The sequence below is a fragment of the Planktothricoides raciborskii GIHE-MW2 genome, from assembly GCF_040564635.1.
In the GTDB taxonomy this organism is placed as follows: Bacteria; Cyanobacteriota; Cyanobacteriia; order Cyanobacteriales; family Laspinemataceae; genus Planktothricoides; species Planktothricoides raciborskii.
Genome location: NZ_CP159837.1, coordinates 915,109 through 927,935 on the forward strand (window position 1 = coordinate 915,109; position 12,827 = coordinate 927,935).

General features: G+C 44.7%; 11 protein-coding genes. 8 read left to right on the forward strand and 3 right to left on the reverse strand.

From position 1 onward, the window contains the following. The first annotated feature begins 184 nt into the window (after positions 1 to 184). Both ABWT76_RS03775 and ABWT76_RS03780 read left to right on the forward strand, forming a co-directional pair. Entirely contained in the window at positions 185 to 1,102 is a 918-nt protein-coding gene (locus tag ABWT76_RS03775; RefSeq protein ID WP_054470481.1) for an IS4 family transposase, read from the forward strand. 10 nt (positions 1,103 to 1,112) lie between these two features. Further along, entirely contained in the window at positions 1,113 to 1,403 is a 291-nt protein-coding gene (locus tag ABWT76_RS03780; RefSeq protein ID WP_054470484.1) for a hypothetical protein, read from the forward strand. 10 nt (positions 1,404 to 1,413) lie between these two features. Here the strand turns inward: ABWT76_RS03780 and ABWT76_RS03785 are convergent, their stop codons facing one another. Both ABWT76_RS03785 and ABWT76_RS03790 read right to left on the reverse strand, forming a co-directional pair. Then, entirely contained in the window at positions 1,414 to 1,962 is a 549-nt protein-coding gene (locus ABWT76_RS03785) for a serine protease (RefSeq protein WP_354635660.1), read from the reverse strand. A gap of 252 nt (positions 1,963 to 2,214) precedes the next feature. Beyond that, positions 2,215 to 2,781 carry a COP23 domain-containing protein gene (locus ABWT76_RS03790; protein WP_354635661.1) on the reverse strand — a complete coding sequence of 189 codons (567 nt, stop codon included), beginning with the start codon at positions 2,779 to 2,781 and terminating at the stop codon, positions 2,215 to 2,217. Between the two features lie 201 nt (positions 2,782 to 2,982). On the opposite strand from ABWT76_RS03790, the gene ABWT76_RS03795 reads away from it, so the two are divergent. The 6 genes from ABWT76_RS03795 (at position 2,983) to ABWT76_RS03820 (ending at position 11,199) form a co-directional block, all read left to right on the forward strand. Beyond that, positions 2,983 to 3,915 (forward strand): hypothetical protein, encoded by a 933-nt coding sequence (locus ABWT76_RS03795; protein ID WP_354635662.1) that lies wholly within the window; start codon positions 2,983 to 2,985, stop codon positions 3,913 to 3,915. Between the two features lie 382 nt (positions 3,916 to 4,297). Continuing rightward, entirely contained in the window at positions 4,298 to 4,429 is a 132-nt protein-coding gene (locus ABWT76_RS03800; RefSeq protein ID WP_354635663.1) for a hypothetical protein, read from the forward strand. Between the two features lie 272 nt (positions 4,430 to 4,701). Continuing rightward, the gene (gene secA, locus ABWT76_RS03805; RefSeq protein WP_354635664.1) at positions 4,702 to 7,509 is read left to right on the forward strand and encodes a preprotein translocase subunit SecA; all 2,808 of its coding nucleotides are present in this window, start codon (positions 4,702 to 4,704) and stop codon (positions 7,507 to 7,509) included. A 256-nt stretch (positions 7,510 to 7,765) separates the two neighbouring features. Continuing rightward, positions 7,766 to 8,938 carry a quinone-dependent dihydroorotate dehydrogenase gene (locus tag ABWT76_RS03810; RefSeq protein ID WP_190880504.1) on the forward strand — a complete coding sequence of 391 codons (1,173 nt, stop codon included), beginning with the start codon at positions 7,766 to 7,768 and terminating at the stop codon, positions 8,936 to 8,938. 135 nt (positions 8,939 to 9,073) lie between these two features. Beyond that, positions 9,074 to 10,558, forward strand: coding sequence for a hypothetical protein (locus ABWT76_RS03815; protein ID WP_190880505.1), 1,485 nt, complete (start codon positions 9,074 to 9,076; stop codon positions 10,556 to 10,558). Between the two features lie 281 nt (positions 10,559 to 10,839). Beyond that, positions 10,840 to 11,199 (forward strand): redoxin domain-containing protein, encoded by a 360-nt coding sequence (locus ABWT76_RS03820; RefSeq protein ID WP_190880507.1) that lies wholly within the window; start codon positions 10,840 to 10,842, stop codon positions 11,197 to 11,199. 73 nt (positions 11,200 to 11,272) lie between these two features. On the opposite strand, the gene ABWT76_RS03825 is transcribed toward ABWT76_RS03820, so the two are convergent. Continuing rightward, positions 11,273 to 12,394 carry a hypothetical protein gene (locus tag ABWT76_RS03825; protein ID WP_072160926.1) on the reverse strand — a complete coding sequence of 374 codons (1,122 nt, stop codon included), beginning with the start codon at positions 12,392 to 12,394 and terminating at the stop codon, positions 11,273 to 11,275. Positions 12,395 to 12,827: the final 433 nt, after the last annotated feature.

Sequence of the window (12,827 nt, forward strand, 5' to 3'; positions counted from 1 at the left end):
CAAAAATATTACGATTGAAATAGGATTGCTATATCAGCTAAGATGAAAATTCCCGGAGTGCTTGAGGCAATCATCCCATGACAGAGTTTATCACCCAAGGAAAATTTCGACCCCAGGTAAAAAAAGTCTAGAAAAAGCATACAACTTGGCGATTAACAAGCCGAATCTATCTTTTTCCCAGTGTATGGGTAACAGTTTTCGTCAAACAGTAGCGGGTATATTTGCTCATCCAGAAATGAATCAAGAGATCATGTTGTCAGGACACATTCAGGCAACGATGGAACGAGCCGAAGCAACGGTTGGGGAATATGTGATCGCCGCGCAAGACACAACTTATTACAACTACTCAGGACATAAAAAAATGTCTGGGTTAGGGGTAATACAAGGGAATGTCCGAGGATTGATGCAACATAATGTACTACTGCTCAATGAACAAGGTTTACCCCTAGGACTCTTAGGACAACAATACTGGACTCGAGACGGAGGTTTAGACCTGCCAGAAGGAGAAAAAGAAAGTAGTAAATGGCTCAAGGGGTTGAATGCCATCAATCAGCAAGCCAGTCAATCGAGCAAACGCTTTGTGACCGTAGAAGATAGAGAAGGAGATGTTTTTAGTTTTTTTAAAGCCGAACGAAAGACAAATGTAGATCTGCTCGTCAGGGTATATCAAGCTCGTAATTTGGAAATCGTCAGCAGTAATATAGTCTGCCAATTGCCCGATGTGTCGTCTCACTTGCCCGACTATGGAACCCAACGAGTACGCATTTATCGTCAAAACCGGGAAGTAGAACTGATTCTTCGCTTACGGGCAGGGGCAGTCAATGTTTATCCAGATAAAAATTTGAGTGCCAACAAGCATAAAACCCAAGGTTTATCTTTGGTGGTCGCCCAAGAGATCGGTTGTATCGATCCCAAAACAAACGAAGATATCTTCTGTTCAGAAGATGCAGCCACATGGTATTTACTGACCAGTCTTCCGATTGCCACTACCAGTAATGTCCAAAGGGTGACTCGATTTTATGCCCTGCGATGGCGGGTAGAACGCTTTCATTACACTCTTAAGTCTGGTGCTTTACAGGTGGAAAAATTACAAGCAAGATGATATTCAGACATTGATTAACTCCTTGGCTTTTTATTCGGTCGTGGCTTGGCAGATTCTCGCTCTTACTTATGCCGTCAGAGAAAACCCAGACCAAAGTGCCAGTATTCTGTTTGATGAGTCTGAGGTGATTCTGTTAGAAAAAGTATCTTCTAAAAAAATCATCTCTATACGTGATGCTGTCTTAGCTGTGGCCAAAATTGTCGGCTTTGCACCTACCAAAAAGCAACCATACCCTGGGGTTAAAGTCCTAGCTACTGCAATCGAAAGATTTTTCTTTATTAAGCTTGGTTCTACTGCATGAATCAAAACCCCTACAAGATTAGCTTAATAAGGGGGGGTTGGGGGGGTTCCGCCGGAAAACCCGCTGCCCAGACTTTTTCCCCTGGTTTTAATGCCACATCGGGTTTAGCAAATGTGCCCACGTCATAAGTTCTATCCGCGTTAAATTCCAGTAAGCCTAAATCTTTATCCTGAAAGTTGATATTTTCCCCTTTAACAATAGTAGCGGGATAATCTAATCCGTCTGAGGTTTGAATGCGGATATTTTTCACAAAAGTTAATTCATCATCGCTGTTAGTTTCAGCGCGATATTTACTGGTTCCCTGGACTGCCTGCAAAACGTGCTGGTTAGTGACTACGGTGTAAGTCGAGCCGACTTTTCTGATAATAGTTCCCGAACCACCAGCCTCACCACCGATGATTTTGACCGTAATAGCTGAGGCAAGTTGCTGTAATTCTTCTGGGGTTAATTTGGGGTTAATTTGTTGCTGGGAAATACTGGGCACGATGTTGCAGCTTTGCAGGGTTGGGGTGATGAGTAGTAAAGCACCCAGGAGGATGATTGCTGATGGTTTTTTCATGGTTCGTTATTTCAATTGGGGGTTTTGGGGCAACCACCGCCATCGGATTGCCCCTACCGTTATTTTCTCGTTCCTAGGCTGTGCCTGGGAACGGTTGTCTAGAGGCTCTGCCTCGTGTCGCAATTAATCAATCACAGGAGGCAGAGCCTCTAGTTGGGCATTCCCAGGCAGAGCCTGGGAACGAGGGTATCGAGGGTAGGAGGGTGCGAATCGGGGCGATCGCCGCCATCGGATTGCCCCTACGGTTTGCCATCATTCCACGGGCAACTTTTGCAGAACCTCGCTCATGGGGATGTAAACCTTGTAATTGCCACTTTGAGGAATTGGCCCCATCGCCACACCTTTGCCCAAATCGATTAACATTTGTCTCACGATTTCGGGGTCATCTTCGGGCCGCAGGGTAAACAACATCATGCCGCATGCTTCAGTTTTGTTACTGGCGGAGCAGACCACTGGCAAGTTATTCTGGGTGCTGTTAGTGATATGCTCTAGCTGGCCATTGTCGGCGGCTTGCTGGAATCTGGGAGAGGCTTCTTTACACCGCACTTCGGGAGTATATCCCGATTTGCTGAAATATTCCGACTTCCAACGAATGATGGCTTGTTTTCCCTTGGGGGTTTCCGCGTAGGTGGTATAGGTCCCTTGGGCGTCTTGCCCGCAGAAGTAGCGCGGGGTCACTGTTGGTGGGGATGTTGTGGTTGCGGTGGGAGACGGAGGGACTGATGTGGTTTTGGTGTTGCCGCAGCTAACCAAACCGAGGGTGAGTAATGCTAAACCGGACAAGCGGAAAAGTTTGCTGGTGAAAGGCTGAGTTGACATAGGGGTAGACTCCCTTAGCGATGGGAAGATTCTTCTATAATAGACTTCTGGCAAAATTCCGGATCGATCCCCCCAACCCCCCTTAAAACCGCCATCGGCTTTTAAGAATTCTGCATTTTTGTCTAATATTTGATTCATGTTGCCCGGTAGGAATTCCCGTCCAGGAACCGAGTTTTTACATAAGTTTATGACCCAGAAATTATGAGCCAAGACCCCCCAAATAATCGACCCAGACCAGAAAGACGAGAACCAGGGGAAAACCCCAGAGTTCGCAGAAACTCGCCCCAGCCTTCGGTGGTGAAGTTGCAAGTTATTAAATTGCTGCGGGGTGCGATCGCTGTTTTAGAAGGGACGGTGGAAAAACTGGAAGCTGACCCCACTGCCCCATTGTTGCCACCAGCCCCGATCGCTGTGCGCCAGGTTTTAAGACCGATTCGCGCCCTTTTACCCGCAGGGATAAATCGGCAATTTTCCGACTGGGGTTTAACAAGTGCGATCGCTGGTTTATTGTTGGTAATTCTGTTGACAACTACCACATTAATGCCCCCAGAACCCGCCGAACAAATCGCCCAATTACCGCCAGAAACTCCGACAGAAATCACCGAAAATCCGCCCCAGGAATCGGAAATACCACCGGAAGTACAAGAGACAGAATCCACCGAACGGGAAATCCCCGAAAACACCTCAGAAAAAGCCGAATTACCGCCGGAATTACCGCCGGAAACCAAAACGGAAACAACGCCGGAATCCGAGCAGGCGATCGCGGAATCTGAGCCAGAACTATTCGATGATTCTATCACAGAGGAAATATTACCATTAACTCCAGAACAGATTTTAATTGCGTCAATTGAGAATCAAGTTAATCAATTAACTCGTGAATATTCTCAGGACTTAATTAAATCAATTAATCCCGATTTTAAACGCAGTTTTTTGCAGGTGCAGCTAAATGATATTTGGTATAATTTAACTACGTCACAGCAGGATAAATTTGCTAGTAAACTGCTGGCAGAAGTCAAAGGATTAGACTTTAGTATCCTGGAAATTAGAGATGGAGCAGAAAATTTAGTGGCTCGCAGTCCGGTGGTGGGTTCACAGATGATTATCTTACGGCGTTCTCTGGTGAATATTTCCTAAAAAACAGTTGATATTAGTTGATTTTTTACGGAAATCAGCTAATAAGTAGGTGAACATAATTAATTGCACTTTTCGCTTCCCCCTGATAGGCTGTGGATTCCCGCATTCGCGGGAATGACAGTTTTTTTCTCATGGGGTCTTTGGTGCATTTATTTCTGCCGGTCTACTTATAATATACAAGAGTGATTTCCTTATAAAAATCATCCCTTAAAAAGAGGGTTGGGGGGATCGATACGTTATTTTAGAATAGGTCTAATATCAGCATTCAGCGGAATTTGTTAGGGGTAAATTTACCGCAGCGATCGATAAAAACCTCCTAAAAAACCTCCTGGTCTAGAAGCGATTCCCCTTGGTTGTTCTTCGCTTCACCCATGGTTGGGGAGTGAGTCATCGGCAACCGGGTAGGGATGAAGAGTGCGATCGCTGGTCTATCAGGGTTGGCGATGATTCAGTCACAGCAGGTCAAGGCTATGGGTCATCTGGGTTAGCCGACCCTAGCAGACTATCGGTGTAATCGGGCAAGATAGTGCTAGAATTAAATTCGATGTCAGGCAGAAGCTATCAGCGATCGTAAAGATCGTTCCGGGCTATTGTCAAGAGTGACTTCTTCTTCCCATCAGCTTTTAGCTGTCTAAGTCAGGGTTTTTGGGATATTCCTAGGAACCAATAAGATCGGAAAACCTGAGAGGAGAAAAATCACTCAATTAAACATAGTCTGAACCTCACATAAGCGGTGAGTAAACTTGACACCATTAACCCCTACAACCTATAATAAATTGCGATACCATGCTTAAAAGTATTCTAGGAGATCCTAACGAACGGAAAGTCAAAAAATATAAGCCCTTGGTGATTGATATTAACCTCGCCGAGGAACAAATCCAGAAACTTAGTGACGATCAATTAAGAGGTAAAACCGCCGAATTCAAACAAAAGTTAGCCAAAGCTAAAACCCTCGCTGACGAAAAGGAAATTTTAGACGAAATTCTCCCAGAAGCTTTTGCCGTGGTACGAGAAGCCGGGAAACGGGTTTTAGGAATGCGCCACTTTGATGTGCAATTGCTCGGTGGAATTATCCTCCATGAAGGACAAATTGCGGAAATGAAAACCGGGGAAGGTAAAACCCTGGTGGCCACTTTACCCGCTTATTTAAATGCCCTTAGCGGTAAAGGCGTTCATGTGGTGACAGTGAACGACTATTTGGCCCGTCGGGACTCGGAATGGATGGGTCAAGTCCATCGTTTTTTGGGCTTAACTGTAGGTCTAATTCAGCAAGGAATGTCCCCCAATGAACGACTGAAAAACTATGCTTGTGACATTACTTATTGCACGAATAGTGAGTTAGGATTTGACTATCTCCGGGATAATATGGCCACTTCAATGGCGGAGGTGGTACAGCGTCCGTTTAATTACTGTATTATTGACGAAGTGGATTCAATTTTAATTGATGAAGCGCGGACGCCTTTGATTATTTCTGGTCAGGTGGAACGACCAACAGAAAAGTACAACAGAGCTACGGAAATCGCCAAAAAACTGGAAAAAGATCAGCATTACGAGGTGGATGAAAAGGCTCGCAATGTGATTTTGGCTGATGAAGGTTTTGAGAAGGTGGAAGAAATTTTGGGGGTGAAGGATTTATACGACCCCAAAGACCCTTGGGCTCATTATGTTTTTAATGCGATTAAAGCCAAAGAGTTGTTCATTAAGGATGTGAATTATATCGTCCGTAATGAAGAAGTGGTGATTGTGGATGAGTTTACCGGACGGGTGATGCAGGGTCGGCGCTGGAGTGATGGTTTACACCAGGCGATCGAGTCTAAAGAAAATTTACCGATTCAACCGGAAACTCAAACTTTGGCGACGATTACTTATCAAAACTTTTTCTTGCTTTATCCCAAGTTGGGTGGGATGACGGGAACTGCCAAAACGGAAGAACCAGAATTTGAGCGGATTTATAATCTACAAGTGACGGTGACTCCGACGAACCGGAAATCACAACGCCGGGATATTTCCGATGTGGTTTATAAGGCTGAACAGGGGAAATGGAAGGCGATCGCCCAAGAATGTGCAGAGATGCATGAATTAGGTCGTCCGGTGTTGGTGGGTACGACTTCGGTGGAAAAATCAGAACTGCTTTCTCAGTTGTTAAGTCAGTTAGAAATTCCCCACCAATTACTGAATGCTAAACCAGAGAATGTGGAACGGGAATCAGAAATTGTTGCCCAAGCAGGTCGCAAGGGTTCGGTGACGATCGCTACTAATATGGCAGGTCGGGGGACTGACATTATTTTGGGTGGGAATGCGGAGTATATGGCCCGCTTGAAAGTGCGCGAGTATTTGATGCCCAAAATTGTCAAACCGGAAACTGAAGATGAGTTAAGTTTTGCCAAAGTACCGGGTACGCAAAAACGTTCGGCGGCGAAAGGCTTTGCTCCCGGTCAAAAAGTGAAAACTTGGAAGGTTTCTCCGCAAATTTTCCCCACGGGATTATCCGCAAATGCGGAAAAAATGCTGAAAGAAGCGGTAGATTTTGCGGTGGCTACTTATGGAGAACGCAGTTTAGAAGAACTGGAAGCGGAGGATAAAGTGGCGATCGCTGCGGAGAAAGCCCCGACCCAAGATCCGGTGATTCAAAAGTTGCGGGCGGTTTACAATAAAATCCGCGAAGAATATGAGGAATTCACTCATAAAGAACATGAGGAAGTTGTCAACCTCGGTGGCTTGCACGTGATTGGTACTGAACGTCACGAATCACGGCGCATTGATAACCAATTGCGCGGTCGCGCTGGTCGTCAAGGCGACCCCGGTTCGACGAAGTTTTTCCTCAGTTTGGAAGATAATTTACTGCGAATCTTTGGGGGCGATCGCGTCAAAGGCTTGATGCAAATGTTCCGAGTAGATGAAGATATTCCCATCGAATCTGGGATGCTGACTCGTTCTCTGGAAGGGGCGCAGAAAAAGGTGGAAACCTATTACTATGACATCCGAAAACAGGTGTTTGAGTATGACGAAGTAATGAACAACCAGCGGCGGGCAATTTATGCCGAACGCCGTCGGGTTCTCGAAGGGCAAGACCTGAAAGAACAGGTGATTACTTATGCGGAAAAAACGATGGATGATATCGTAAATTACTATATCAATCCTGACTTACCTTCGGAAGAATGGGACTTGGAGAAATTAGTCAGTAAAGTGAAAGAGTTTGTCTATCTGCTGCGGGATATGGAACCGTCTCAGTTAGAAGATTTATCAATGGACGAAATCAAAACTTTCCTCTATGAACAAGTCCGCATTGCTTATGACCTCAAAGAAGGTCAAGTGGATCAAATTCGTCCCGGTTTAATGCGAGAAGCGGAACGGTTCTTTATTTTGCAGCAAATTGATACCCTTTGGCGCGAACATTTGCAGCAAATGGATGGCTTGCGGGAAGCGGTCGGTTTGCGGAGTTACGGTCAGAAAGATCCGTTAATTGAATACAAGAGCGAAGGTTATGAATTGTTCTTGGATATGATGACGGATATTCGACGGAATGTGGTTTATTCCTTATTCCAATTCCAGCCGCAATTACAATCAGCCCCTCAACAGCAACCTGTGGGGTAATCTGATGATTTGTTGACGGTTGACCAGTGATAATTCTTTTGTACGGGCGTTAGGCGAAGCCCATGCCGTCAGGCTATATGGCCATTCGCCCCTACGACTTTTCACTTGTACGGGCGAATGGCCATTCGCCCCTACGACTTTTCACTTTCCCTCAACCAACAACCACCAACCACCAACAAACAACAAACAACAAACAACAACCAACAACAAACAACCAATAACAATCAACCAATAACAATCAACCAATAACAAAAAAATGGATATTTACAAAAGTGCAATTCGTCCCATTATTTTCTCTGGATTACAACCAGATCCAGAGTGGTGGCATCATCAAACAATGGAAGTTTTGAGCGCCTGGGATAGTACCAGTAATCTGCCATTTAGTAACTGGATTCTGGGACAAGTGGCGAGTTCTTTTCAGTGCAGCGATCGCCGCTTAGAAATGTCTTTATGGGGGGTGAATTTTCCCAATCCCATTGGATTAGCGGCGGGGTTTGATAAGAATGGCACCGCTGCGCGGGTTTGGTCAAAGTTGGGCTTTGGTTTTGCGGAATTGGGAACGGTGACATTTCACGGGCAACCGGGTAATCCTCGTCCCCGAATGTTTCGCTTGCCAGAGGATTTAGCAGCGATTAATCGGATGGGTTTTAATAATCAAGGGGCGGCAGCATTAGCCACCCGTTTATCGGAATGGAAAAGAAGTCAATTCAGCGATCGAACTACCGATAAACCCAGAGAAAATTGGCCGATTTTGGGAATTAATTTAGGCAAGTCTAAAGTCACTCCCTTAGAAGATGCCCCGGCTGATTATTTGGGCAGTTTTCGCCTGTTAAAAGATTTAGGGGATTATTTTGTGGTGAATGTTTCCTCACCCAATACTCCAGGTTTAAGAACTTTGCAAGGGGCGGAACAGTTGTCAGCAATTTTGGATGTTTTGCAACAGGAAAATCAGGGAATTAAACCTATTTTAGTTAAGATTGCTCCCGATTTAGAATGGGACGCGATTTCTGAGGCGATCGCGGTGGCGAAAAATTACCAAATTTCCGGGATGATTGCCACAAATACGACCATTCGCCGCGAGGGTTTAAAAACTCAAATCATTCGGTTAACGGGTCAACCTGTGACAGCAGAAGCGGGCGGTCTGAGTGGCGCACCTTTAAAACAGCGTTCTACAGAGATTATTAGATTTATTTGGCAGGAAACAGGCGGACAAATGCCGATTATTGGTACTGGGGGAATTTTTACCGCTGAAGATGCTTGGGAAAAGATTACTGCTGGGGCAAGTTTGCTAGAAATTTATACGGGGTTAATTTATGAAGGCCCCTGGATGATTCGGCGAATTTGTGAGGGGTTATTAGATAAATTAGCGGCGCATAATTTAACCAGTTTGAGTCAGGCGATCGGTATGGCTCATTCAGTGGGAAAATAAAATTAACTTTTCAACTCCTGCCTTCGCGGGGGTCATTTTGCTTTCATTAGCAAATAACCAACAACAAACAACAAACCAGCAAAGAATCCCTACCCAAAGAATCCCTACCCAACAACGTCTTTTTAGGAGTGCAACATGAGCGGTGAAAAACGGCGGTATATCAGAGTAGATGAAACAGAATTACGGCGTTTGCGGGAACAAGAAAGCCGTTTACGGTCGGTGCAGCAAGATTTACCAGAGCGATTAAGTGCGGTGGCACAGCAAACCAGGCAGGAGATGCAGCAACGGTTAAGATATTTGGCAGAACGGGAGGAAAGACAAGCGGAACAAACTAAACAACTGAGAAGTTATTTAGAAAATTTAGAAGAAAATACTCATCAATATTTACAGCAACAGCGAGAGCAATTTAAATCCGCTTTGCAAGAGGCACAGTTGCGCCAAGAACAAGCGATCGCCCGTCAAAAACATGACCTACAATTGGCGATGCACGCGGGGTTTGAGCAACAGCGCGAAGAATATTTACGGCTGACTAGAGAACAGCGTCAAGAATATCAGCAATTATTCACCCAGGAACGCCAAGCGAGAGAAAAAGGTCAGCTTCAGCTTCAGCAACAAATCGATCGCATGGTGCAGGATATTCAGGATATCCATAAAAGTCAAGAACGCAAAAATCAACTAGCTCAGGATTTGTTGGCGGATGTGCGCGAAATTTGGTTAGCCATAGATCGCGATTATCAACATCAACGGTTTGCTCCCGGTGCGTTGGCAAAGTTACAGCGATCGCTGGATATGGCGAAAAATAATATTGCCGCCGGAGTCAGTGAAGCCGGGATCGCCACCAGTCAAAAAACCTATCTAGATTTAGTCGATTTACGGTTAGAAATAGAACAAAAAGAACAAGAATGGTTGCTACTTTATAATGCTGCCTTACAAGATATTAGAAGTTTAATTGCCGAAGTCCAAGCTAACCGACAATGCACCATTGAAATTGGCAGTGATGAAGATGCGGAAGCCTTTAAATTAGAGGTGGATTACTGGAGTGCTGGGGCGCTGACTGCTTATGAACAAAAACTCGCCGCAATAGAAAGTCAACTGACTACCAATGAAGGGAGTTTAACCACCGAAATTCTCCAAGAATTAGGGGCAAAAATTGAAACCTTGCAGCCACAACTCGGAGAGATTGTGGAACAGGCAAAATTGGCGATTTTGAGTTCTCAATTACGAGCAGAAATAGGCGATCGCGTAGTAGAAGCGCTTTCTGCCCTCGGTTATAGTTTGGTCGATCCACAAGCGGATTCTTGCTATGCGGCAGAAGATCCCCGCCAAGCTTATGGAGTGAAAGTGAAAAATATTGCCGGGGATGAAGTGGTCACGGTCATTACGCCCGATCGCGATTTTGGGGTAAATTCAATTTCGATTAACACTTTCAGCCCCACATTGCTGGATGAAAAAGCAACTCAACAAAATTCTCAGGCAATTTTTGAACTTTTAGACCAAGAAGGCGTCAGACAAAGCGGTGAGTTAGTCTGTAATCCTGAACCGAAGCCGGAATATCGAGAATTACAGCAGTTCAGACAACAGAACACTCAAGTTGAACAAGAAACCCGGTTTCTGGGTTAACTCATGTTAAGTAGGTGAACATAATTAATTGCACTTTTAGTTCCCCGCCGATAGGCTTTGGATTCCCGCCTTCGCGGGAATGACAGTTTTTTTCTCATGGGGTCTGTGATGCATTTATAGCAATTGTCATAGTGATGAAGTACAAAAAAACCTGTCATTCCCGCGAAGGCGGGAATCCAGAAAACCTCTGTACTTCCGAAGGGACAATAACCGCTATATTTCTGCCCGTCTACTTAAACCACCAAAACTTAAATTAAGAAACCGGGTTTCTGCGTGAACCTATGCCAAAAAACCAAGACTTAAACCAAGAAACCCGGTTTCTGATTATGAGACAATTAACAAAAATTATCGCTGCGGGAGACCCAGCGCCTTTATTTGTTTTGCCCACAATTGAAGAACAGGAGGTTTTTCTCGCACAACAAGCAGGGACGCCCATTGTTTTATTATTTTATGGCAATGATGATTTCCCTTCTTGTCGTCAAGTTGCGGCAACTTTTCGCGACTGTATGCCCGAGTTTAAGCAGTTAAATACTCAAGTAATTAGCATTAGTTCAAACTCTCCTTTAGCGGGGCAAAAATTTGCTCAATATTACCAGATTTTTTTTTCTTTTCTCCGAAATAAATTGATGATTATGATGTAATTTTGTTTGATGTTCTAAAAACAATAGAGACGCGAGCGATCGCGTCTCTATATGCTAACAATTAAAGAAAATTTTAAGGATTAGAGGAAAAATTTCCGGGAGTAGATTCGCTGGCATTATTGGAATAAGGAGCGTCTACAAATCCCAATTCATACAACTGTTGATAAGCTTGTTGTCCCAGTTCGCGAGTCGGCTGTTGAGAGCGAATGATTTGAATCAGTAAAGGAATGGCTAATTCTGGCTTGTTGTCAGCGCGATGAACCAAGGCAAGCTGATAAGTAGCTTCATCTCTCATTTGGGCAGTTTCTACGGCTCGATCTCTATAAAAATCCGATTTGTCATTATCAATGCCGGAAAAAGCTGCCGCTAGTTGTTCTGAGAAATTAGACAGTTGATTGAGCATCCCACGGGTTTGTTGTAGTTGTTCAATAGCGCCAGCATAGTTTTCTTGAGCGATCGCTTCTCTTGCTTTTTCCAATAACCGCTTTCCCGCTTCGATACCGAGTAAACTATTTTCCCGTGCCAAGGGCGGAATGGTTTCCGGATCCGAGTTGGCTTCTGAAGTTCTCGGCCCAAACCCTAATTCTAATAGTAGCTGATCCGCTTGTGCGCCTAATTCTCGGCCAATTCCTTGAGATTGAATCACTTGAATCAGCAAAGGAACCGAAAGTTCCGGCTCATTTTGACGGCGATGAATTAAGGCCAATTCATAAGTGGCTTCATCTCGTTTTTGGGCGGTTTCCACCGCTTGATAACGGTGCCATTCCGCAACTTTATTGTCCAATCCTGAGAAGGTGCTGGAGAGTTGTTGATGAAAATTAGATAGCTGATTAAAAATTTGACGGGCTTGTTGTAGTTTTTCAGCGGCCAGGGCATAATTTTCTTCAGCGATCGCACTTTTAGCCTCGGCCATCAAACGATTTCCCCCCACTAGGCTTAACACACTGGTTTCTTGCGCTAAAGGACGAAGATTTTGTGGCCTAGTCGGATTCTCTGAATTTGGGGAGAAACCGAGGGGATTTGTGGTTGGGTTAGACTGTTGAGAATTAGCAGAATTATCAGAATTAGCAGAATTATTCTCCGGCATGGCTTCCTGGGCAGCCGCAGAGGGCATCAAACTTAATGAAGCCACTAAAGGAAGGGAGAATAAATGAATCAAAGCAAAAAGCCGAATTGAGGCAAAAGATACCAACATGGAGATCATCCCGCTAACAACTACCGTGAACTAAAGCATGCATCTAATGCTTCAGAAACGATCGGGGGAAAGCGGGGCGGGGAATACCGCTTCCCAGGACACAGACAAATAATCAACGGTTCTGACTGTTAGATCAAGAAAGAGAAACGTTCATCGATCGCAACCGGCAACTTGTTAATATCTTACGAAGATATTTTGATTGTCCAGGATCTTCGCTCCAAGACTGTCTCCGGTTGAGTCAGCCATTGACCGCGACTGGTTGGATGAAAACAATTTGGTAAATGCCAAATTTTTAGATATCTTAACATTCTTGGTTAAAGCCGCAAGGAATAATCACGAATTCCGGCCTAAAATTCCTCAATTATGTTTGTGTCAATTGTTTTGTGGATCGCCGAAGATATACCATAGGATTCGGAGCGTGGAGAGCGAAGGG